General features: G+C 42.6%; 19 protein-coding genes and 4 tRNA genes. 20 read left to right on the forward strand and 3 right to left on the reverse strand.

The annotated features are described in order from the left end of the window. Positions 1–22: 22 nt before the first annotated feature. A complete protein-coding gene (locus NYP69_RS05575; protein ID WP_004131678.1) occupies positions 23–751 on the reverse strand; it encodes a hypothetical protein in 729 nt (242 codons plus the stop codon). A gap of 358 nt (positions 752–1,109) precedes the next feature. Continuing rightward, positions 1,110–1,286 (reverse strand): FmdB family zinc ribbon protein, encoded by a 177-nt coding sequence (locus NYP69_RS05580; RefSeq protein ID WP_004131679.1) that lies wholly within the window; start codon positions 1,284–1,286, stop codon positions 1,110–1,112. Between the two features lie 182 nt (positions 1,287–1,468). On the opposite strand from NYP69_RS05580, the gene NYP69_RS05585 reads away from it, so the two are divergent. From NYP69_RS05585 to fdxA, 10 genes are all read left to right on the forward strand, one after another. Next, positions 1,469–2,548: a hypothetical protein gene (locus tag NYP69_RS05585; RefSeq protein WP_473413018.1), complete on the forward strand. Its 1,080-nt coding sequence runs from the start codon at positions 1,469–1,471 to the stop codon at positions 2,546–2,548. 156 nt (positions 2,549–2,704) lie between these two features. After that, the gene (groES, locus tag NYP69_RS05590; RefSeq protein ID WP_004131681.1) at positions 2,705–2,998 is read left to right on the forward strand and encodes a co-chaperone GroES; all 294 of its coding nucleotides are present in this window, start codon (positions 2,705–2,707) and stop codon (positions 2,996–2,998) included. 211 nt (positions 2,999–3,209) lie between these two features. Continuing rightward, on the forward strand, positions 3,210–4,304 hold the full coding sequence (gene hisC / locus NYP69_RS05595) for a histidinol-phosphate transaminase (RefSeq protein WP_248901379.1): 1,095 nt from the start codon (positions 3,210–3,212) through the stop codon (positions 4,302–4,304). A gap of 195 nt (positions 4,305–4,499) precedes the next feature. After that, positions 4,500–4,581: transfer RNA gene (locus NYP69_RS05600), tRNA-Tyr, on the forward strand. A 1-nt stretch (position 4,582) separates the two neighbouring features. Continuing rightward, a tRNA-Thr gene (locus tag NYP69_RS05605) sits at positions 4,583–4,654 on the forward strand. A gap of 4 nt (positions 4,655–4,658) precedes the next feature. Beyond that, a tRNA-Met gene (locus tag NYP69_RS05610) sits at positions 4,659–4,732 on the forward strand. Positions 4,733–4,782: 50 nt separating this feature from the next. Then, positions 4,783–4,953, forward strand: coding sequence for a 50S ribosomal protein L33 (gene rpmG, locus NYP69_RS05615; protein ID WP_473413019.1), 171 nt, complete (start codon positions 4,783–4,785; stop codon positions 4,951–4,953). Between the two features lie 87 nt (positions 4,954–5,040). Next, on the forward strand, positions 5,041–6,324 hold the full coding sequence (locus tag NYP69_RS05620) for an FAD-binding protein (protein WP_032839354.1): 1,284 nt from the start codon (positions 5,041–5,043) through the stop codon (positions 6,322–6,324). A 212-nt stretch (positions 6,325–6,536) separates the two neighbouring features. Further along, entirely contained in the window at positions 6,537–8,168 is a 1,632-nt protein-coding gene (locus NYP69_RS05625) for an APC family permease (protein WP_473413020.1), read from the forward strand. Positions 8,169–8,307: 139 nt separating this feature from the next. Beyond that, complete coding sequence (gene fdxA, locus NYP69_RS05630) at positions 8,308–8,628, forward strand: ferredoxin (RefSeq protein WP_004131685.1); 321 nt, start codon at positions 8,308–8,310, stop codon at positions 8,626–8,628. Here the strand turns inward: fdxA and dinB are convergent. Beyond that, positions 8,625–9,956: a DNA polymerase IV gene (gene dinB, locus NYP69_RS05635; protein ID WP_473413021.1), complete on the reverse strand. Its 1,332-nt coding sequence runs from the start codon at positions 9,954–9,956 to the stop codon at positions 8,625–8,627. The two genes, fdxA and dinB, sit on opposite strands and share 4 nt — an antisense overlap. Before the next feature lie 127 nt (positions 9,957–10,083). Here dinB and NYP69_RS05640 point away from each other — a divergent pair, with 127 nt between their 5' ends. From NYP69_RS05640 to adhE, 10 genes are all read left to right on the forward strand, one after another. Continuing rightward, complete coding sequence (locus NYP69_RS05640; RefSeq protein WP_060785857.1) at positions 10,084–11,022, forward strand: EamA family transporter; 939 nt, start codon at positions 10,084–10,086, stop codon at positions 11,020–11,022. Between the two features lie 118 nt (positions 11,023–11,140). Then, positions 11,141–11,227: transfer RNA gene (locus tag NYP69_RS05645), tRNA-Ser, on the forward strand. 333 nt (positions 11,228–11,560) lie between these two features. Then, the gene (locus NYP69_RS05650) at positions 11,561–15,097 is read left to right on the forward strand and encodes a peptidase (RefSeq protein ID WP_473413022.1); all 3,537 of its coding nucleotides are present in this window, start codon (positions 11,561–11,563) and stop codon (positions 15,095–15,097) included. 229 nt (positions 15,098–15,326) lie between these two features. Then, the gene (locus NYP69_RS05655) at positions 15,327–15,620 is read left to right on the forward strand and encodes a metal-sensitive transcriptional regulator (protein ID WP_004131689.1); all 294 of its coding nucleotides are present in this window, start codon (positions 15,327–15,329) and stop codon (positions 15,618–15,620) included. 102 nt (positions 15,621–15,722) lie between these two features. Continuing rightward, positions 15,723–16,364: an IMPACT family protein gene (locus tag NYP69_RS05660; RefSeq protein ID WP_018627602.1), complete on the forward strand. Its 642-nt coding sequence runs from the start codon at positions 15,723–15,725 to the stop codon at positions 16,362–16,364. A gap of 112 nt (positions 16,365–16,476) precedes the next feature. Further along, positions 16,477–17,178, forward strand: a complete 702-nt coding sequence (locus NYP69_RS05665; protein ID WP_101889563.1) for an AbrB family transcriptional regulator — start codon at positions 16,477–16,479, stop codon at positions 17,176–17,178. A 91-nt stretch (positions 17,179–17,269) separates the two neighbouring features. Next, on the forward strand, positions 17,270–19,438 hold the full coding sequence (malQ, locus tag NYP69_RS05670) for a 4-alpha-glucanotransferase (RefSeq protein ID WP_473410787.1): 2,169 nt from the start codon (positions 17,270–17,272) through the stop codon (positions 19,436–19,438). 302 nt (positions 19,439–19,740) lie between these two features. Continuing rightward, positions 19,741–20,190, forward strand: coding sequence for a 50S ribosomal protein L13 (gene rplM, locus NYP69_RS05675; protein WP_004131693.1), 450 nt, complete (start codon positions 19,741–19,743; stop codon positions 20,188–20,190). A 20-nt stretch (positions 20,191–20,210) separates the two neighbouring features. Continuing rightward, positions 20,211–20,699 carry a 30S ribosomal protein S9 gene (gene rpsI / locus NYP69_RS05680; RefSeq protein WP_004131694.1) on the forward strand — a complete coding sequence of 163 codons (489 nt, stop codon included), beginning with the start codon at positions 20,211–20,213 and terminating at the stop codon, positions 20,697–20,699. Positions 20,700–21,075: 376 nt separating this feature from the next. Continuing rightward, positions 21,076–23,781 carry a bifunctional acetaldehyde-CoA/alcohol dehydrogenase gene (adhE, locus tag NYP69_RS05685; protein WP_020973232.1) on the forward strand — a complete coding sequence of 902 codons (2,706 nt, stop codon included), beginning with the start codon at positions 21,076–21,078 and terminating at the stop codon, positions 23,779–23,781. Positions 23,782–24,102 lie beyond the last annotated feature (321 nt).

A 24,102-nucleotide genomic window follows, 5' to 3' on the forward strand; every position in this document is an offset into this window, starting at 1 on the left:
GCATGCGTTTATTTATTGCTTGCTAGTTTTGTACAGCTATTACCGCAAGGTTTGGAATAATCGCTTGCGTGTTTATGATTTGCAACGCGTTTTCTGCTGGCATTGCTAGCAGTGCGCTTTGTGCAGAATTGTTTACGTTAACAACGATTACGTTGTGAACAAGCGAAACGTTTTTGTCTTGCAAAGTAATGTTATCGGAAAAACTGGCGTCGCTAGATGTTTCTATTTGTGTTGGATTTGTTGAATGGTTGGCTGTATTTAAGCTGTTTGGAACTTTGCTAAACGCTATAGAAATAACGTCTCCTGGCGCAAGGCTGGCGCTACTGCTTGCAAGATTAACCGAAATCGTTGTAAAGCCAGGCGGAATTTTTGTTTGCTTTGTAACTTGATTGCTAAAAATCGGCGTTCCGTATTTAATGTTGCACGCAGCAATAATAGCGTTTTTAGAGGAATTGTTTATAGAAGTTTGGTTAAGAACATTGTTAAAAACGCTGCTTTTAGGCACGTTAACGTAATGCAGGTCACTTTGTTTAATCACGCTGCCTTTTGCTATGTTTCTAATGGCTACTGGCACGCTTTGAGTAGCTTGAAACGTTGAAATAAGGTGTATTGAAAACAATGTTGCAACACTTATAAAAAATATTGAAAGCATGTTTAAGGTTTGCGCCCTTTTTCTGCGCTTTATAAGCTCTACTGGCATTTTGTTTTCTGCTTTGTAGCCAACTGTTTTTAGTAAAAATGATGTACTCATATAAGCATCATTTATCACGCGTAGCGCTTTTGCAAGCTTTTTTGTGCAATGTGGTTAAAGGCTAGCTTAGATGGGGATTTTACAAGGATTTTACGCACATATAAACATTTTTGATGAATCTTAATAGTCACTTATACACATATTCACATAAATGGCCATTTTTGATTGGTGTTAATCCACATATCAACATAAGTGATTACTAACATACGCACACATGCGTAGCAAAATAAACGCCACTTACGCACATAAGCACATAAGTGGCGTTATAAAGTTTCAATTTATTCACATGCACACATAAGTAGCGTCATATTTTTTCACTTATGCACATATGCACAAATTTTAATGGGTTATTTGCACGTTACTTATCGGTGCGATAAAATCCGCTACCTTTAAAGCTGATTGGTGGTGCGCTAAAAACCTTACGAACTTCTTGCTTTCCGCACTTTGGGCACACGGTAATTGGCTCATCTTCAAACGATTGATGTTGTGAAAAATCATATCCGCATTGCTTGCAACGGTAATGATAAGTAGGCAACGGTTCCTCCAATCTATAATTCCATCACATATCCTAGCTCATAATATCGCCTCGTTAAAGCTGTTAATCGCTAATCGTAAACGCTTTTTCGTTTGTAAAATTTTGCGAAACAATCGCAAAAAATCCGACACGCCGACTTATTTTTAGCCTTTACATCCTTAATGCACTTTATATTTGTACGTATGGGTTATGAATCGGTGAGCGCGTTAACAGTATTGATCATCATCGTAGCCTTAATGTTTGGTTGGTTGCCTAAACGCACTGAAAACAGCATGAAGTCAATGCTGGAACACAGCGAAGATAGGTATTCACCTTCGTTGCACATTGTGGATTATAGCAGTGATTCGCTTTTCCACGCGTGTAGCGGCACGATGGCGAAAGGGGTTGGCATGCAGCCGTCGAAGATGCAAGCGAATACAAAGCCTAATAATGGCAAGTCCAGTCGCAATAGCGTGAATGCTAATAAACATAAGTGCGCTAAGCAGTTTAATGGTGTTTTTACGCCTGAACATGTTGCTCGTATTCGCGCGCTTCGCCGTGCAGCAATCCGCCGTCGCCGTGCGTTGGTGCTTTCTCTAACGTTTTTAACTCTTGTTGTGTTTGTTGCTGGTCTTTCTGGCCTTTATAGTGCGTGGTTTGCAATCCTTCCTCTTGCTGCTGTTTGCACTATTCTCTACTTTGGTTCTATGGCTGCTAAGCAAGCGCGTAAGTGGGAAGCAAAAGTTGCTTTGTATAACAAGCGTTCTGCAGCTTTTAATGATTCTGTTGTGGAGCCAATTTTTGACGCTGCCGTAAACTCAGTTGTTGAGCATGTTGAGAATTCAGACAATTCCAGCAATCCAGACAACACAGAGACTTCAGTTATGCAACAACGAGATATAAGCATGGCTTTAGCAGGAGCAAATAGGCAAGAGGCGGCAAAAAGCGCGGTTGCTGGCGATTTTTCCGCTGCTAATGATGCGCGCTCGCAAGTCGATATCTCCAACTCTAACCAAGATCTTATATCGTTCTCGTTTGGCGATGATTCCAGCGATTGCAAAATAAACGCCAATGATCCGCAAAGCTTAGAAATAAAGTCTACAAAGCAAGTTACTAAAGCGATTGCAGCAGGCGATTCAAACGAATTGGCGGCGGCTTTCGATTCAAGCAATCCAAACTCCGCGAGCGATTCAACCGAAGTTACTGTAGAACCTCCAGTTAGCACGGAAGATTCGCTTGGTAAAGCCGATTTAAGGGATGTTTTGGCTCGCCGCGCTGCTTAAAGTTTGTAAAAATTTTCTAAAATTTTAGCACTCTAGTTGGTAGAGTGCTAAAAACGCGCTATTATAAGGTTCAGTGCTCGATAGTTTTGACGTGATCGTCAGCCTCGTCAACATTATTCGCGCAAAGGTTACATTTCTCTAGAAAGAGGTACCGAAGTGTCGATTAAGCTCACACCTTTGGAAGATAAGATTATTGTTAAGCAAGCTCAAGCAGAAACTCAAACTGCTTCTGGCTTGTACATTCCAGATAATGCTAAGGAAAAGCCACAGCAGGGAGAGGTTTTGGCTGTTGGCCCAGGCCGCAGAGACGATAAGGGCGAGCGCATTCCTATGGATGTTAAGCCTGGAGACAAGATTCTTTACTCCAAGTATGGTGGCACAGAAGTTCATTACGAAGGCGAAGATTACTTAATCGTTTCGTCTCGTGACGTTCTTGCAATCCTTGGCTGATTTTATTACTCGCTTGGTTAATTAACTTGTATTAGTCAAGTAATAAAAGCTATTTATATAAAGCTATTTAGCGCTGAAAATGACGGTTTACCGCTGTTTTCAGCGTTTTTGTTTAATTTGTATAGCTTTGTTTATTTTGTATAGCTTTGTTTAATTTACTTATTTTGTCTAATTTTTCTTAATTTGTTTAAGACGCGACTATTATAAAATCATGGATTACAAACATCGCAGTATTTTAGATACTTTGCCAAATTATAAGCAAGGTAAACCAGCGCCCGCATTAGATGGCATTCGCGCATATAAGATTTCTAGCAACGAAAACCCATTTGAGCCGTTAGAAAGCGTGAAAAGCGCCATTTCTAGCCGTGCGCTTGGGGTTATTAATCGTTATCCAAACATGCGCGGAACAGAAGTCGTAGAAGAGTTAGCTAAAAAGTTTAACGTTACTCCAGATGAGGTTGTTCTTGGATGCGGCTCTACAGAGGTTATTACGCAACTTGTAAATCTTGTTGCAGGCCCTGGAGACGAAGTCATATACCCGTGGAGAAGCTTTGAAGCGTACCCGATTATTGTTACAGGTGCTGGCGCTACAAGCGTTAAAATCCCTAATCGCGCAGATGGGTCGCACGATGTAGACGCAATGATTGATGCGATTAATGAGCGCACGCGTCTTGTTATTTTGAACAATCCAAACAATCCTACATCTGCATCGCTTTCAGACGAGGAAGCTAGACGAGTGCTGGATGCTGTTCCAAGCAATGTTTTGGTGCTTATTGACGAAGCTTACGTGCAATTTAACAACGCAAAGGGTACGGCGGATGGCATGCAACTTTACCGCGAATATCCAAACGTTGTTGTTGCACAAACATTCTCTAAGGCTTACGGTTTGGCTGGTTTGCGTATTGGATACGCTATTGCTGCTGCAGATGTTGTAGAAGGCATGCGAAAAGTGGCTGTTCCGTTTGGTGTAAGCCAAATTGCACAAGTGGCTGCTCTTGCGTCTTTGGAGAATGAAGCGCTTGTAGAAATGCGAAATCGCGTAGATGCGCTTGTTAAGGAGCGTGCGCGCGTTGTAAGCGGTTTGCGTGAGCAAGGGTGGAATGTTGCCGAACCATACGCAAACTTCTTCTGGATGCCGTTTGGTGAAGATACAGAGCGAGCTAATCAACGTTTTGTTGATGCAGGTCTTTCTGTGCGCGCGTTTGCTGGAGAAGGTATTCGCATTACGATTGCGGAGACTGAGGCAAATGATCGCGTGCTTAAAGTGTGCGAGTCTTTAAAGAAAGATGGTTTTTCGCTTAAATAATTGCTTAATAATCGCTAAATAATTGCTTAAATGGCATATAAATAGCGGATAAATAGCATATAAATAATCGCATTTTTTAGATGCATTTAGATGTGATTTTTGCTTTCGGCGTGTCTTGAACTTGCATTAGTCGCGCGTTCGTGGCAAAATAACAAAGTTGCCGTTTGGAGATGTTCTTCTCCGCGCGGTTACGTTGGCGGGTTACCAGAGCGGCCAAATGGGACTGACTGTAAATCAGTTGCTTCGTGCTTCAGTGGTTCAAATCCACTACCCGCCACGCCTCGATAGCTCAGTGGTAGAGCACTTCCTTGGTAAGGAAGAGGTCGTGAGTCCGATTCTCACTCGAGGCTCTCTGGCGGGGTAGCTCAGCTGGCTAGAGCGTACGACTCATAATCGTAAGGTCAAGAGTTCGAGTCTCTTCCTCGCTACAATGGCCAGCAGGAGTTGGTCAACATACAATATTCTAGAGGTGAACAAAATGGCAAGTAAGAGCGTAGACATCCGTCCAGGCATTACGCTTGCATGCACGGAGTGCAAGGAGCGTAATTACATCACGACGAAGAATCGTCGTAATACGCCTGATCGCCTTGAGTTGAGCAAGTTCTGCCCACGCTGCGGCAAGCACACTCTCCATCGCGAGACTCGCTAAAAGCGTGAACTTCGGCGAAGTTTTATAGCTTTATTACCCCGCGTTTTGCGGGGTTTTTTGTTATTTATTGCTGTTAGGATTAGTCGTATGAGTATGCAATCATCCTTATTGGAATCTGATAATCCAACTTTTGCAAATCTTACAACAATCGGCGTTGGAGGCTCTATTGCTCGTTTTGTAGAGCCTACTAGCAGAGTGGCTGTTATTGAAGCTGTAGAAGATGCAGATTGCGCAGGATTGCCTCTTTGCGTTATTGGCGGCGGATCTAACATGCTTGTAAGCGATGAACCGTTTAACGGAGTAGTTGTGCGTGATGCTCGGCGTGAGATTTGCGTTTTAGATGAGGCAGCTCCTGGCATAGATGGTGTTGATAAAACTAGCGGAGATTTTTTGGTTCACGTTAGTGCAGAGGCTGGCTGCAATTGGGATGATTTTGTGTCTCACACTATTGAGCTTGGATTGCAAGGCGTAGAAGCGCTATCTGGGATTCCTGGAACCGTTGGAGCGTCTGTTGTACAAAACATTGGCGCATACGGTGCAGAAGTGGCGCAAAGCGTTGAATCTGTAGAGGTTTGGGATCGTAAAGATAAAACCACTTTTTATATGAATCTTGCAGATCTTAAATTTGGCTACCGCACTTCTGTTCTCAAAAAAAGCATGTATAAGGCGCCTGGTGTTGCTGCTGACTGCTTCTTCCCAACGCCTAGATACGTTGTTTTGTCTGTTACTTTTTGCTTAAAGCATTCAAAAACAGGTGTTGTGGCTCATTCGCAGCTTGCTCACGCGCTTGGCGTACAAGTTGGAGATAGGATGGAAACATCTAAGATTCGTCGCGAAGTTCTGCGCGTTAGAGCGTCTAAGGGCATGCTTGAAGATGCTATGCGCTACGCAAATAAGTGGATGTGCTACGCAAAAAGCGAAAATGGTGTTGAGTATTCGATTAGGCTTCAAAATGAAGACTATTCTGCTGGAGATTTGTTAGAAGGCGATTCTAAGTATGCTGATCGCCATAGTTGCGGAAGCTTCTTTATGAACCCGATTTTGACTAAAGCTCAAGCAGATTTGCTGCCAGAAGACGCTCCGCGCTTTGACGCCACTTTGCCAGATGGCTCTAAAGGAGTTAAGACTTCTGCAGCTTGGCTTATTGACCATGCTGGATTCCACAAGGGATTTAGACTTACGCAAAGTGATGGCGAAAAGAGTAAAGCTGGATTATCTTCTTTACACACTTTGGCGTTGACTAATCGCAGTTGTGCAAAATGCAAGGATATTGTTGATTTGGCGCGCAAAATCATAGATGGTGTTTACGATTCGTTTGGTGTAAAACTTGTTCCAGAACCTGTTTTAATCGGCGTTAGTGCGGATTGTTAAGACAATTGTTAACACAAATTTAGCATAATTTAACATAATAAATTGCGATTTGTGTTGTGATTTTCCGCTAGACAAAGTACTATGCTCTTTTAATATCGTAAAAATTATTGTTTGATGACGATTAATGCGAGTTGAACCGTATTTTTTGCGATTTATAACATATATACCCTTATATGGAATGTTTTAGACGTAGTTTTAGAGAAGGTTGGATTATGCAAATATGGAGAAAAAAGTCTGTTGAACAGACTATTGCAGAAACAATGGATGGTGATCGCCATCTTAAGCGTACATTAAATGCTTGGGATCTTGCTGTTATGGGCGTAGCAGTTGCTGTTGGCGCTGGAATCTTCTCTGTTGGCGCTCAAGCAGCTGCATTCCATGCGGGACCTGCGGTGATTATTAGCTTTATTATTGCTGGAATCGTTTGCGGAACGGCTGCAATGTGCTACGCGGAGTTTGCTTCGATGATTCCTGTTGCAGGATCTGCATACACCTTTACGTATACAACAGTCGGCGAGCTTGTTGCTTGGATTATTGGCTGGGATATGATTCTGGAAATGCTTATGGCAGGATCTGTTATAGCCAAATATTGGGGCGTTTATCTTAACGATTTAATGCACTTGTTTGGTCTTAACGTATCTACTTCGGTAAATATTGGCGGTTTTACTTTTGATCTTGCTCCAGTAGTTATTGTTGCGTTCTTTACGATTATGCTTGTTGTTGGAACAAAGCTTTCTGCTCGTTTTGACGGTGCTTTAACAATCTTGAAGATTGGTATTGTTCTGTTTGTTGTTGTTGTTGGATTCTTCTACATTAAGGCGTCTAACTTCACTCCATTTGTTCCACCTGCAACAGACGTTGCTAGCGTTAAGGGTATTCACGTTTCTGGCACTATGAGCCAGCCGCTCTGGCAGTGGATTACTGGCATGCAGCCAGCTGTTTACGGCGTTACGGGTATTCTTTCTGGCGCAGCACTTGTATTCTTTGCATTCATTGGATTCGACGTTGTTGCAACTACGGCAGAAGAAACTAAAGACCCACACAAGAACATTCCTAGGGGCATTGGTCTTGGTCTTTTGATTGTGACTGTTCTTTACATTCTTGTTGCTGTTGTTACAACTGGTATGATCTCTTACAAGGATTTGGCTAAGCAAGACGCTCCTTCGCTTTCTACGAGCTTTGAGCTTGTAGGCGCAACTTGGGCTGCTAAGATTATTTCCCTTGGAATTGTAATCGGCTTAACAACTGTTGTTATGGTTCTTCTTTTGGGCCTTACACGTATTGTGTTTGCTGTTAGCCGCGATGGTTTGCTTCCACGTAGCTTCTCTAAGGTTAGCAAGCGCGGAATTCCTGCACGTATTCAGATTGTTTCTGGCATTGTTGTGGCAATAATCGCTTCTACGTTAGATATTGGAATTCTTTCCGACATGGTGAATATTGGTACGCTTTCTGCGTTCTTGCTTGTTTCTGCAGGCGTTCCGATTATGCGTATGCGTAGGCCTGATTTGCATCGATCCTTTATGGTTCCTTGGAATCCAGTTCTGCCTATTTTTGCCGCGCTTTCTACATTCTGGCTTATGCTAAATCTTTCTGTGCTTACATGGATTCGTTTTGCAATCTGGCTTGCAATCGGCTTTACTGTGTACTTTGGCTATTCCTACCGCAATTCTTTGCTTGGAAGGCAAATTCGTAAAGCTAAGAAGCTTGGCGTTCCAGTAGAAACCTTGTTTGCACAAGATGCTGCTGCAGCCGAAAAAGTTGCGGAAGGCGAGTCGGAAGACCAAGCGCGAGCTGAAGCTGCTCAAGAGGCGGCCGTTGGGTCTGCTCAAGAATCTGCTCAATAGGCTTTGCCTTTGAGATGTTGATTTGATTGTATTGAGTCGGTATGCGATTGCGTATGCCGACTCAATGCGTTTTGCACTCGTAATGTGAACTATAATAGAAGAGTTAGTTTATTTTTGAGTGTGAAAGGGTGCGTTTGTTATGCCTTACGTTATTGCAGAGCCATGCGTTGACGTTAAAGATAAAGCGTGTGTTGACGAGTGCCCTGTTGATTGCATTTACGAAGGCGATCGCACGCTTTACATAAACCCTAACGAATGCGTTGATTGTGGCGCATGCGAGCCTGCATGCCCAGTAGAAGCCATCTTTTACGAAGACGATGTTCCAGAAGAGTGGGAATGGTATAAAGACGCTGCTGTGGAATACTTTAACAAACTTGGCGATTTAGGCGGAGCGCAAGAAGCTGGCCCATCTGGCTGGGATGAAGATCGCGTAGCTGCTCTTCCTAAAAAAGATGCTTAAATGCCCATTTGAGCAGCATCTTTACCATACTTTTTTCTTACTGCATCTAATACGTGTTCTGCGTGACTTATTCTTGCATGCGTATTTTTTATTGCGTTTTGCGCAATTTCTGTTGAATTTTTACGCATACCACTTATGGTGTTTTCTCTTTCGTTCTCTTCTAAGATGTCGCTAATCGTAGGCTGAACAAGCGCTTTGCTTTTATCTACAAGATTGCTTACGCTAATGCCAGCAAGCCTAACGGAGCTTAGTAAACAAACATGACTTCCGCCTAATTTGTGGTCATGAACCGTTGGATTTACTGATTCTAGTAAATCGCAAGCGTGCTTATAAATCTCTGTAGCGCAATCGGTTACATTCCTTAATGTTTTGCATCTTGTTGCATAGTGCAAATCGCTGAATCGCAATTTTAGCGTTACCGTTTTTGCCATTGTGTTGCGATTGCGTAATTCTTGTGCCACTTCGTTGCAGCAGTGCCTGATCAGGTTTTTCACTGCTGCAATATCCGTGGTGTCTTTATCAAGAGTGCTTTCTGTACCAATGGATTTTTCTGGAACGTGGGGCGTTACTTGCCGTGTGTCAATTCCGCGCGAAGTGTTATAAAGCATTCGCGCAAGAACTTTAGACCCAGCAACTCGTTTCAAAGTCTTCTCATCTACACCTCTAAGCATCTCAATGCTGTTTATTCCCCACGTAGCTAGTTTTTTAGCAAGCGCAGGTCCAATTCCTGGTATTGCTCGTAATGGCATTATTGAAACAAAGTCGGCATTGCGATTTTGGGGGATAATCAACATTCCATTTGGCTTTGCGTTCGTTGACGCCATTTTTGCGATCAGCTTATTTGATGCAATCCCCACAGAGCAAGTGATGTGAAACTTGCGCGCGACTTCGCTTCTTATCCACTCGCCTATGGCGATGGGCGTTTTCCAGCGTAATAACGCTGAGCTAACGTCCATATAACACTCGTCTACAGAAACCTGTTCAACTTTATCTGTGATCTTTGAAAAGACCTCCTTAAAAATCCTAGATGAAATGGAAACGTAATATGGCATATCTACCGACAAGAAAATGCCATTAGGGCACAATCTTCGTGCTTGCGCTGTAGGCATAGCGGAATTCACGCCATACTTACGTGCTTCGTAGCTGGCTGCCGAAACTACGGAGCGCGAGCCTGTACCAATAATCACAGGTTTGCCAAGTAACCTAGGATTACGCGCCGCCTCGAGTGATGCATAAAATGCATCCATATCGATATGAAGTATTGTGCAGCCAGACGCATTGCGCCCCCAATCGCGTTTAGCTGCATTAACTCGCGGTGCTGTGCTCATGAATTTATAGTAGAACAAACGTTCGATTTTGTGCAATAGCGTGTCGCAATAAGTTTACGAAAAATAAGTGTAAAATACGCAAAATAACTACTGGCAAATATAACTACTGCCGTGTAGGGTATGCTTTATGAAACAAATCATAGTAAACGCGCTAAATCGCATGCCTGTTTTGCTAATCGTTGTTGCAGAAGCTGCAACGGTCTATCTAGCAACGTCTATAGCAAAAGTCGCGTTTAGCCAGCTCGATCCGCTATATTCTGTGTGGTATCGCGTTGGGTTTATGTCTTTGTTTTTGCTTGCTTGGAGAAGACCTTTTTCGCGTAAAAAGCGCGCTCGCAACTCTCTTCCTAAAACGTTAAAAGAATGGGCAATTGTTGTTGCTGTAGGCATTTCTGTTGTTCTTATGAACACAATGTTTTATTTAGCTATTAGTTGCATGGCTGTGGGGGTGGCTGTAACTATTGAGTTTGTAGGGCCTTTAATGGTTGCTGTTATAACTGGTAAAACATGGCGTGAGCGCGTTGGTATTGTTATTGCGGCTTGCGGAATTGTGCTTCTTGCAAGCGCGTCTATGCATTCTAACGAAAGTCCGCATTTTCTTGTTGGATTAGTGGCAATTCTTATTGGCGGATCAATGTGGGGAATGTACATTGTATCTGGGCGTATGCTTGCAAGAGGTTCTAATGCAATTGACAGAGTTAGTATAGCTATTTTAATTGGTTGGCTTTTGCAGTCGAGTGTTCTTGGAATCCCTGCAATTTTGCATGTTGTGCATCCTAAATCGAGTGCAACTTGGGCTGCTCAGCCTTATGGATCTTTGAAACTTCTTGGATTAATGGTTGTTATTGCGATTTGCGCGTCTTTTATTCCAACTCTTTTAGACCAGGTTTTGCTAAAGCGTGTATCTTCGGCAAGATATTCAGTTATGCAAGCGCTTTACCCTGCGATTGCGGCGCTTGTTGGCATGGGATTTGGTGAAATGCCAACGTTGATTGATGTTTGCGGAATGGCTTTAGTTATGTTGGCTGTTGTGATTACATTTTCGGGAGATCACAATCCCGCATAAATACTGTTGCGCGTTATATAAGCTTCTTTTGTGCGTTTGGTGTGTCGCTTAAGCATTGTGCACGTCCTCAAGAGGTGATATAGTTTGAACCTGTTGCTATCTTGAATAGTTACAAAGTGGAGTCATGCCTGAGTGGCCGATAGGGGCACCCTGCTAAGGTGTTAGTCGCGTAAGCGGCTCGAGAGTTCGAATCTCTCTGACTCCGCGGTTTAGCTCTAAATCGTTGAAAAATCAGCGGTTTAGAGCTTTTTGTTTTGATTTTTGGCCTATAACCCATAATCCGATTCACTGTATTCCCTGTATTCCCACTTAATCGTTGCAAATCGCCAGCAGCCGCCGTAATTGTGTGTAATTGTGCACAATTGTGTATAACAATGTGGATAACTACCCTCTAAAATAGCCTTTAACCACATTGAAAGTTTTTTATTTACAGATTGAAATTCCTAAATCATAGTTAGAGCATGAGCGAATTTTTCGTTCATCGTGGCTAGCAAAAACGTTTGTCACGTTAGAGAAAACAACGTTTTAAGGAGTTGATATGGGAAAACATGGATGTAAAGGGATTCCAATCTTTTTACGCAATAAGCGCACGCGAATGTTCTCTTTACTGACAGCGTTGCTGGCGACTATTGCAATTGTTGTTGGTAATGGCGCAATAAATGCTGCTTCTGCGGATATTTTTGCTCAATACTATACGTATAGTGATGCCTGTTCAAAAGTGAGTCCGAGCAGAAAAATTGTAAAAAAAGATGATGATGGTAATTACGTATTTTGCATTAATACGGGATCAACTGTAAAAGCTGATTCCGATTGGAGAGATATTCCGCTTGATGTTAACAATATTAATGAAATCACAGCAAGAATAGCTAAGTCTGCTATTGAAAATGATTTTACATCCCGAATGGAGGCTGCAGCATATTTAATTCATGAACATTATGATGAAGATAAACGCGGGTGGGAAGAAGCGAAGCGTAGGGGATTTGATGGTGCGTCTAACTTAAAGGAAGATGCAGAAAAACTATGGAACGAAGTAACCCAAAAAACGCCTAAGGGTATGGGATTCAAAATACTTGACCCTTATGCTACCTACTATGCAAGGAGTGGAAGGGTAGTTATTGATACACAGGGTGTTGATGAAAGAAATGTTACATATGACAGCGAAAATACAAAATTTAAAGTTACTGCAGTAGGCGATAAGTTGCGTTTTATAAAAGATAAGAAACAGGTTAAAGAGGTTAAAGATCACATTGGATCTTATAGTACGTTGTATGGAATTGATTGGGTTGCAACAGGAGAAGGTGAAGCAGAAATTAAGGGTGAATACTACATTCCATATTTGCAAAGAAAAGATATAGGGAATGGAGCAGCTTTAATACGAGTAGCAAAAGATGAAAAAGTCAAAGAATTTACAAATGTATTAACAGAGAGAGCGCACAGAAAGTTCCAGCCCTCGCTTTCTTCTAAGTCGACTGTAAAAGAGTTGAAAGTAGGCGATTCTGTAGAAGATACTGTTACTTCGTCGCTAAAGAATCCTACTGAAGGTGAGTGGGTAAGTGGTAAAGACGTTCGTGCTCGCGGATACTACTTTGTTGGTTCTTATAACGATATTATGAAAAAACGCGAAAATAAAAAAGACAAAGTAGAAGAGTATATAAAGGAACTACGAGAAGATAAGAATATTCGTCAAGTTGCTGCAGCTGATGTTTATTTTTCGGGAGAAAATCAAGAGGTTAAGGCGGTTGCGCACGAAGCAAAAGGTGACTTATCTAAAGATGAACTTGCTAGCGCAAAAGTTTATAAAGTGAACAAAGACGATGCAGGATTATTTGGAACGTGGGTTTGGTTTATTGATCCCGGAAATCAAAAAGACGACGTTCGAGAGTTTATTCCAGGAAAGTTTGTTGAAGAATTTGGAAACGTAAATTCAACAGTTTCGCATAAGGCAAAAATATCGATTGAACATGTTAAGAATCTAAAAAACAAAGATACAAATGACGTTTCGGATGCGATAGTTGTTAGTGGTGTTCCAAAAGACTACGGAAAATTTGATGGAAATACCGATTATGGGTTTAGTAAAGATGCAAAGATGAACATTCGTCTTTGGTGGGTTGGAAACAAAGATGGTTCAATGAGCAACGAAAATATGGTAAAGCTTGTTTCCAGCTCTGTAGAAGAACCTAAAGAAGACGAAAATCATAAGAAAATAGATTCATGGGATGTTCCATTGCGTAATGGAACTTACACGCTTGGGAACGGCAAGATAATTCTTACTCATAACGAGTCTAATGGCAAAGAAGCTGGCAAAGAATCTGGCAAAGATAGCGATAGTGAAGATAACAAGGGCAGTGAAGATAACAAAGAGAACAGAAGTGCTGAGAATAAAAAAGAAAAGTTTGAAAAAGTTGGAGATATGATCGATCTTTTAGACGGCAATACGGCTAAAAGTGGAATGTATGTTTTTGTTTATGAATTCCCAGGTTCTTCTAGAGCGCAAGAGTTTAAGACGTCGTTTAATAACGAAGATAGTAGAAGCTTCTTTGATAGAAATAAGCCTGTTACTGTGACTGTTAATAAGGCGGAGAATGCTGGTGCGAAGGGTGAGCCTGGTAAGGGTGAGCCTGGAAAAGAGCAGTCTGGTAATGCGAATCCTGTGAAGAGTGAGCCTGGTGTGCAAAAGCCTGGTGGTTCTAGTGAAGATCCTGGTAAGCAAGATCCTGGTAAGCAGGATAATCCTGGAGGTTCTAGCGAAAAGCCTAGTAAACAAGATCCAGATAAGAGCGAGCCTGCTGGTAGTGGAAATGTTACGGGTAGTGAAGTTGATCCAAAGACGTCTTCTAGTGGTGGCGTTGTAGATAATATTATTTCAAAGCAGAATCCGCAGAATCCGCAGAATCCGCAAGGTTCTGGTAAGCAAGATAATCCAGGTAAGCAAAATCTGAGTAAACAAGAGCCTGGAAAACAAGATAATCCTGTAAAAGATCAGCCTGGTGTGCAAAAGCCAGGTGATTCTAACGAAAAGCCTAGCGGTTTGCAGCCTGGCGGAACGCAGAATAATGGCAGCGCAAGTAGCAGCCAAAATGGTGGTGCAAGCGATGTTAAGAATGGTAGCCAAAGTGGAGAGTCATCGGGTGAGCCTGCTGGTAGTGGAAATGTTACGGGTAGTGAAGTTGATCCAAAGACGTCTTCTAGTGGTGGCGTTGTAGATAATATTATTTCAAAGCAGAATCCGCAGAATCCGCAGAATCCGCAGAATCCTCAGAATCCGCAAGGTTCTGGTGTGCAAGCTGGCAATAATAATCAGTCTGGTACCACACAGAGTTCTGGGAAAAACGATCCTGGTAAGCAAGATCCTGGTAAGCAAGATCCTGGTAAGCAGGATAATCCTGGAGGTTCTAGCGAGCAGCCTGGTGGTACACAAGGTTCTAGTGCGCAGAATGAAGTTGCTGGCACACAGTCTGGCAGAGCGCAAGTTGGCAACAATGCGCAATCTGGTGTAAACGCTGGAGCGAATAATAATACGCTCGGTGCGCAAGTAGATGCTGGAACCAATAATACAGTTCATCAAAATGCAGATGCGACTGGCGATAGTAATCCTAAGAGTAATCCTAAGAGTAATGCTAATAACGATAAAATTAATGAAAAAAACAATAAAAAAGATGATCAAAGTAATGTTAAGACGGATTCTCAGCATAAATCTGAGCATATTGCAAGTAAGGAAGATAGCAAGGAAGGTAAATATACAGCTACTAAATCAGGTACTATTCAGAGAGGTGATTCTAAGAAGGTTGATACTTACCAAAGTGCTACTCAGCAGGGAGATTCTAAACAGGGAGATTCTCAGTATGGAGGTAATCAACAAGTAAGCGACTCTAATGTAGAGCAGAATTCGCAGTCAAATAATCAATATGCAAGTGGAACAAAGAATTCAAAACGACGCCATGCTCGTCTAGGTGCTAATGTTGGGCATCTAGTAACAACTGGCGTAAAAGTTGAAACAACATTAATGTTCTCTCTGGCTATATTGCTTATTGCAGGATCTGTGATTTTGGCAAAACGCGTAAGTTACATTGCATAAAATCTCTCATAAAATATTTGATTCATATGTGCATAAATTTGTAAAACATGTATGTTGAGATATATTAATTGGGATATATTTAAAACAGATAAGAATAGTTGCGTTGTATAATATGCATAATTTATTCTATAAACATAGCTTTTTGGCGCTTATAGTTTTGCGTACTATACAACGCACAATTATTATGTAAATAGTATATAAAAGCACTGTTTTCAAATGAGGTTTTTTTATGAGTGACTACAACATAGATAAAGAAAAGATGTTGGTTCGCTTGCATAGAGTATGTGGGCAAGTTCACGCTGTTGAAAATATGGTTGAAAAAGGGGAAGACTACAACAACATTCTTATGCAACTTTCTGCATCTACGGCAGCTCTTAGGGCAGTTGCGCTTATAGTTGCTCATCAAGAAATATCAAAGGCATTAGAAGAAGCGCAAGACGCTGGAAATAAAAAGGTTACAGATAAGAAAGTTGCAGAGCTTGTAGACGTTGTAGATCACTTAATGCGTTACGATAAGTCGTGATTTGTGATTCTAGCGGTTGCATATAATCTTTTTGTAGCTTTAAGACTGTTTGAATTGAAAACGATTTGAATGTCGAATATCGAATAATATTAAATATCGAATATGAAGAATATGCGAACCGTAACTGATTTATGTGAGAATCCTGCGCACTTTGCTTTTGTGGAAAAGAAGTCAGAGTTTATTTCGGACGCGTGCCACATTTCTAGTGCTGAAGAAGCGCTTGAGTTTGTAGAGTCAATTAGGATGATTCACCCCAAAGCAAGGCACGTTGCGTACGCTGCGATTTACGCAGATAAAAATGGCAGATTGTGCGAGCGTATGAGCGATGACGGCGAGCCATCTGGAACTGCAGGCAAACCAATTTTAGATGTTATTAGGTCTTCTAATGTTGTAGACGCAGTTGTAACAGTTACGCGTTATTTTGGTGGGATTTTGCTTGGCTCTGGTGGATTAATACGAGCGTATTCTGCTGCGGCTGCAGGTGCTGTTAAGTCTAGTAAAATAGCGGATATTGTAGAGTGTAATTGTTTTTCTTGCAAAGTTGAGTACGCGCATTTAAGAATGTTTAAGCATTTATTATTAAAAAACAATGCGGAAGTTATAAGTGAAGAATACGGCGTTTCTATTGAATTAAAAGTATGTGTGCCACGTGAAGAGTCAGATAGATTCCTTGAAGCAGTAAAAAATACGTTTTCTGGAGTAATAATTCCAGATTTTTGCGGTGTTTGCACTAGAATTTGCTGATTTTTATTTTTAGTGATTCTTGTTTGGCACTTGTTTGATTCTTGGTTTTAAGATTTGTGTTGCAAAGCTGATAGATTAGATAAGTGACTAAGCAAAGGTTGGTGAGTCTCTTATGAATGATGCGCAAAAGCTTAATGGCGTTGAGAAAAACGAAGATTTAGGCAATAGTGCAAGCCATGATTTATCTAATGAGTCTAATGAATCTAATAATTCCAATGCTTCATACGAGCCATTAACCGCTGTTTACGAGCATTTAAGGCATTCCAGTGATTCTAAAGAATTGCATGAATTTGCTATAAAAGAGTTGCCAGATAGGTCGGATCAGGCAGGATTTTCTAGAGCGACTGCACTTTTGGAAGCTGTAGCAGGCAATTCAAATACTCCAGAAGAAGATCGCGTTCGATTAGCAACAGTAATGCCATTTCCGAATATCTTGGTTAAGCTTTCTCAAGACGAATCAAGTAATGTTCGTTTAGCTGTTGCAAAGAACGAAAATGCTAAGAATTGGCTAGTTGGAAGGCTTACTAAAGATTCTTGCGCGCAAGTTAGAGATGCTGCTTTGTGTAATCCGCGAACATCTTGGAAAATGCGATTAGAAGGTGCGCAGACAAATGGTGTTAGCGCAAAAACGTTGGATTACTTGGCTTCTCTTGGTGCAAGCGAAGAAAGTGACGATTCTCCTGTGCTCTCTGCAATGGTAAGAAGAGCAGTGGCTCTTAATCCTGGTGTGTCGCAGCCAACTTTGATTGCTTTGTCTAAAGATAAGGACTCGGATGTCTCGCTTGCTGCGTCAGAAGTCTTGAATAAGTATTAAATATAAAAATAAGTCTTGAGTATAAAAGTAAAATGAATAATAATTGCATACGTTTGCATTAAAACCCCACAAATAGACTACGATGGAAACTATGAACACTAAAAATGAAGAAACAGTGCAACCAACAAGTCCGTTAAGGCGATTGGCTGAACTAATGGGCGTTCGTTCCAAATTCGTTGGATCGGATGGCGTAGAGCATCAAATCGCCGATAGCGTGCTTGTAAAAGTATTGCAATCACTATGCGTAGAAGCTCAAAACGATAAACAAATCGAAGAAGCAACTCAAAAAATCCTTAATGAGCGTCACACTCGCTTAGTTGCTCCAACAGTTTTGCACACTGTTGGTAAAGAAAGCGAAGTAAGCGTAAACACTGGGATTTTGGAGTATCCTACAGCAACACTTATTTTGGAAGATGGCAGTGAATACAAGGGTGATTTGCAAATTTCTCCTTCTAAAAACGATGTTGCAATTCCCGTAGACGGAAAGTTTGTAGCAACGTCTTTGCTTAAGATTCCTGCAGACGTTCCAATGGGCTATCATACTTTGCGCGTTAGTGTTGCCGACCGCGTAGAAGAGGCCACTCTTATTAGCGCGCCAGAAAGCATTGATACTATTGAGAAACTAGAAAAAGATGGCAAGCAAATTTGGGGTTGGATGGCTCAGCTTTATTCAATCCGCTCCTCTAAGTCTTGGGGAGTTGGCGATTATGCAGATCTGGCGGATTTGCTTGTTAAAGCTAAAGAAAAGTCGGGAGCGGACTTTGTTCTTATAAATCCGCTTCATGCTGGAGAGCCAGTTGCTCCGTTAACGCCTTCGCCATATTTGCCTGTTGCTAGGTCTATGGTAAACGTCACTTATATTCGCCCAGAAAGCATTCCAGAATATAATCTTCTTAGCGAGCAAGATCGCAAAAGCGTTGACGATTTGCATAATCAAGTAGAGCCGCTTAATAATGATGTGCAAATTATTGATCGAGACGCAATGTGGCGCGTAAAAATGCACGCTTTGTGGATTATTTTTAAGTCGGGCATGTCAGATAAGCGCGCGCAAAAGTTTGAAGCATTTAAGAAAGATATGGGAGACACGCTTGAATCCTACGCAACTTGGTGCCTTTGCTACGACAAGTGGGGTGCGCCTAATGGCGATGACTGCTGGGAGAAGCATCTTACTAAAGATTCCGATGAGATTAGCGCTTTAGCAAAGCAATTCCCAGACACGCTAGAGTTTTATCGTTGGCTTGAGTGGGTTGCGTTCGGCCAGTTGCACGACGCGCAAATGGCAGCTAAAAAAGCAGGAATGCGCATTGGAATTATGTCGGATATGGCTGTTGGCGTGCATCCTGCAGGCTCCGAAGTTTGGTGGAATCCAGAGCGATTCGCCAATGGCGCTTGCGTTGGTGCGCCTCCTGATTATTTCAATCAGCAAGGTCAAAACTGGTCTCAGCCTCCGCTTAATCCATTTGAGCTTGAGCGCACAGGTTTTAAGACATACAGAGATATGGTTCATGGCATGTTTGCTTCCGCTGGAGCTGTGCGAATTGACCATATTCTTGGGCTTTTCCGCCTTTGGTGGATTCCAGAAGGATCTACTCCAGTAGACGGAGCTTACGTTTACTACGATGCAAACGTTATGCTTGGCATTCTTGCGATTGAAGCCACGCGCGCAAATGGCGTTGTAGTTGGAGAAGACCTTGGCGTTGTGCCAGCTGAAGCTCTAGAAGTTTTGGCTAAGAATAAGGTTCTTGGATGCACGGTTGAGTGGTTTGAACAGAGGGATGGCGCATTCCGCGAGCCTAAGAAGTGGCGCGAAATGACGCTTGCTTCTGTAAATACTCACGATTTGCCACCTGCTGCAGGATACTTAAACTACGAGCACGTTAATATTCGCGAGCGTTTGAATCTTCTTTCGGGCTCCGTAGAAGAGTTCCGCGCTGATGCTGTTAAAGAGCATAATGCAATGCTTAAGATGCTTGTTTCTGGCGGATTCTTAAGCGAAAGTGCGCTAGAAGACGAGTCGCAGCATGAGCAAGAGATTGTAGAAGCGTTGTATAAAGCGCTTAAAGCTGCGCCTTCTAAGTTGCTTGCTGCGTCGATTGTTGACGCCACTGGCGAGCGTAGAGCACAAAATCAGCCTGGAACTAACGACGAATATCCAAATTGGCGTATTCCTTTGGCAGATGCCGATTGCAATCCCGTTCTTTTGGATGATTTGTTTGACTTGCCTAGAGTTAAGTCTTTAGCGCAAATCATGAATAAATAGAGGTATATGCGTGATTAATTGCGGGCTGCAGCGTTTGTTTTTGACTTGCGAGCGTTGTAGTCCGCATTTGCATAACGTTGTAGTATGCGTTGTAGTCCGCGTTGTATGTAAAATAGAAGTTTGCAAATAGTCGTCATGTGGCGATATACTTGCAGATTGTTGTGTTTCCCTAAGGGGTCCTTCAAAGCGCTTTTCCCACTCGCCATCGAGGACTTTCAGGGAGCCCACGGATTATGAGTAGAGTATCTTCTATAAACCAAGAAGATATAAAGCTCGAAACACAATAGAGAAAAGGTACGATTGTGAAGACTTTCACACCGAAACCAGCAGATTTAACTCATGACTGGTACATTATCGACGCCACTGATGTGGTGCTTGGTCGCTTGGCTTCCCAGGTAGCTATTTTGCTTCGTGGCAAGAATAAGCCAACGTATGCTCCTCACGCCGATTCTGGCAATCACGTTATTATTATTAACGCAGATAAGATTGCTTTGACTGGCAATAAGTTGAGCAAGGAATTGTATTCCCACTCTGGCCGTCCAGGCGGACTTCGCCGCGATAGCTATGCTGAGCTTTTGGAGAAGAATCCAAAGCGCATCATTGTTTCCGCTGTTAGGGGAATGCTTCCAAAGAATCGTCTTGCTAAGGTTCAGCTTGATCGCCTTCGTGTGTTCACTGGCGCTGAGCATCCTCATATTTCGCAAAAGCCACAGGTCTTCGAGATCTCTCAGGTTAGCCAGCAGGCTAAGTGAATCGTAAGGAGAATATGATTATGGTAGATAACAACAACTCCGCGGTTCTTGAGAACGAAGAAGAACTGACTAGCTACACCACCGAAACCAACGCTGGTGCAGGCACTGGTACTTCCGCTATCGCTCCAGGCTATGGCACTGGTCGTCGTAAGGAAGCCGTTGCTCGCGTTCGCTTGGTTCCAGGTTCTGGTAAGTGGACTATTAATGGCCGCACTCTTGAGGAATACTTCCCATCTCGCTTATTGCAGCGTGAAGTTAATTCCCCAATCGTGCTTCTAAAGCTTGAAGGTAAGTTCGACGTTGTCGTTTTGGTAGACGGCGGCGGCACCACTGGTCAGGCTGGCGCAATTCGCTTGGGCGTTGCCCGCGCTTTGAACGCTATTGACCGCGATGCAAACCGTGCTTCCTTGAAGAAGGCTGGCTTCTTGACCCGCGACGCTCGCGTTGTGGAACGCAAGAAGGCTGGTTTGCACAAGGCACGTCGTGCACCTCAGTTCTCGAAGCGTTAAGCTGCGAAGAATTACAACTTCAATGGCTCCCGGCTTATGCTGGGAGCCATTTTTTGTTCATGTGTAATCGAGAATTAAGTTAAATGTTATTAATCGTTTGTAAGTAACATCTAAATCTAACATTCTAGAAAATTTTTCAGCAAATCGCACATAAATCATTACAAATAAGAACAAATAACGAACATTAGGGGATAAACCTCGCTCATAAATAGCGCAACTCGCTGCAAACTCAAAATAGTACAGTAATCCAAGTAAATTGTGAAATGTATCACATACCAGCATTATGATGCGTCTTTCATAGAAGATTATGCATGTAAATGTTGATGTGCCAAAAGCGTAGAAGTACGTAAGGAATCTAAAGATCAAGGAGGACCAAATGGCGCAAGCGCAAGAAACAGCGCAAGAAAATGTGCTCGATGAAAAAGAGCAAGCGGCATTAGTTGCAAAGCAAGAAGTTGACGAGTTAGCTAAAAAAGCAAAAGTCGCTTTAGATGAATTTGAAAAGTTAAATCAAACTCAAGTAGACCGAATCGTAGCAAAAGCATCGATTGCAGCTCTAAACAAGCATTTAGTCTTAGCAAAAATGGCTGTTGAAGAAACAGGCAGAGGATTAGTCGAAGATAAAGCTACAAAAAACATCTTTGCGTGCGAACATATTACGCATTATCTTGCAGGCCAGCGCACAGTAGGCATTATTAGAGAAGACGACGTTCTTGGAATCGACGAAATCGCTGAGCCAGTTGGCATTGTAGCAGGTGTTACACCAGTCACAAATCCAACGTCTACAGCCATTTTTAAGTCGCTAATCGCACTGAAAACTCGTTGCCCAATTATTTTTGGCTTCCACCCATTTGCCCAAAAGTGCTCTGCGGAGGCGGCAAGAATTGTGCGCGATGCTGCAATAGAAGCAGGAGCGCCAGAAAATTGCATTCAGTGGATTGAGCATCCATCAATCGAAGCTACGGGAGCTTTAATGAAGCACCCAGATGTTGCAACAATTCTTGCAACGGGTGGTCCTGGAATGGTTAAAGCTGCTTATTCTTCGGGTAAGCCAGCATTGGGCGTTGGTGCAGGAAACGCTCCAGCATATGTTGATGCAGACGTAGATGTTGAGCGCGCTGCAAACGATTTAGTGCTTTCAAAGCATTTTGACTACGGCATGATTTGTGCAACAGAGCAGGCGATTATTGCACATAAAGACGTGTATGATCCTTTGAAGCTCGAATTAAAGCGCCGTAAAGCTTACTTTGTAAACGAAGAAGAAAAAGCAAAGCTTGAGCAATACATGTTTGGTTGCACGTCTTATAGTGGCCAAACTCCAAAGCTTAATTCTGTTGTTCCTGGAAAGTCTCCTCAATTTATTGCTCAACAGGCTGGATTTGAGATTCCAGAAGATGCTGTGATTCTTATTGCTGAGTGCAAAGAAGTTGGCGAGATGGAGCCTCTAACAATGGAAAAGTTGGCTCCTGTTCACGCTTTACTGCGCGCAGATAACAAGGAACAAGGCTTTGAAATGTGCGAGAAGATGCTTGTGCACGGAGCTGGTCATACTGCTGTGATTCACACCAATAATCAGCAGCTTGCTCGTGAATATGGCAGCCGCATGCATGCTTGCCGAATCATTTGGAACTCCCCAGGATCTTTGGGTGGCGTTGGAGACATCTACAACGCAATCGCGCCTTCTTTAACTTTGGGATGCGGTTCTTATGGTGGAAACTCTGTTTCTGGAAACGTTCAAGCGGTAAATCTTATTAATATAAAGCGCATAGCGCGAAGGAATAACAATATGCAATGGTTCAAGATTCCGGCCAAAACGTATTTTGAGCCGAATGCTGTTCGCTATTTGCGAGACATGTATGGCATTGAGCGCGCAGTTATTGTGTGCGATAAAGTGATGGAACAGCTTGGCATTATAGACAAGGTGATTGATCAGCTTCGTGCTAGAGACAATCGCGTAACGTTTAGGATTATTGACTACGTTGAGCCAGAGCCAAGCGTTGAAACTGTTGAGCGCGGCGCGGAAATGATGCGCGAAGAGTTCCAGCCAGACACGATTATTGCTGTTGGCGGCGGATCTCCTATGGATGCTGCAAAAATTATGTGGCTTCTTTACGAGCATCCAGAAATTTCCTTCGCTGATTTGCGCGAAAAGTTCTTCGATATTAGAAAGCGCGCGTTTAAGATTCCGCCTCTTGGCAAAAAAGCTTGCTTGATTTGCGTACCAACGTCTTCTGGAACAGGATCGGAAGTTACTCCGTTTGCTGTTATTACAGACCATAAGACTGGCTATAAGTACCCGATTACGGATTACGCGATTACGCCTTCGGTTGCAATCGTGGATCCAGTTTTGGCGCGTACGCAGCCTAGAAAGCTTGCTTGCGATTCTGGTTTTGACGCTTTGACGCACTCTATGGAAGCTTTTGCTTCTGTTTATGCTAACGACTTTACGGACGCAATGGCATTGCATGCAGCAAAGTTGATTTGGGAGAATCTTAACGATTCTGTGAACGCTAATGACCCTGAGCGCAAGATTCAAGCTCAAGAGAAGATGCATAATGCAGCTACGATGGCTGGAATGGCGTTTGGCTCGGCGTTCCTTGGAATGTGCCACGCAATGGCACATACAATCGGGGCTTTGTGCCACGTTGCGCACGGCCACACAAATGCGATTTTGCTTCCATATGTAATTCGCTACAATGGTCAAATTCCACAAGAGCCTACAAGCTGGCCAAAGTACAATCGCTATATCGCTCCAGAGCGCTACCAGCAGCTTGCTAAGAATCTTGGTGTAAATCCTGGTAAAACTCCTCAAGAGGGCGTAGAGAATTTGGCGCGCGCTGTTGAAAATTATAGGGATAATCTTCTTAGCATGGATGCTTCGTTTAAGGCGTGCGGTGTGGACGAAGAATACTACTGGTCTTTGTTGGATCAGATTGGTATGCGTGCTTACGAAGATCAGTGCGCTCCTGCAAATCCGCGTATTCCTCAAATCGAAGATATGAAGGATATTGCGATTGCAGCGTATTATGGTGTCTCTCAAGAAGAAGGACATCGTATGCGCCTACAGCGCGAATCGAAGTAGAATTTAAGTAAAATTTATTGCATGATTATTTGAGTGGTTATCTAAGTGATTATCTAGGTAATTATTGAATGATTATTGCATATTTAGTTACAAATGGCAGAGGCTGCACTAGCTGTAGTTTCTGCCATTTTTCGTTGGAAAATAGCCGACACGCCCGATTTTTGTTAATCCAAGGTTGATGGTTTAATTACTTAGTTGCCTGTTTTTAAGGCTCGCATATTGTAATTCAAAAAAGCGAGCGCAGAAACAGAAATCGCAGTTTTTTGTTGATTTTTGTAGGCTGCGCACTGATGTGGAATGGCCTTTAGTGTCTATTCTCCC

The sequence above is a fragment of the Gardnerella sp. c17Ua_118 genome (genome assembly GCF_055804255.1).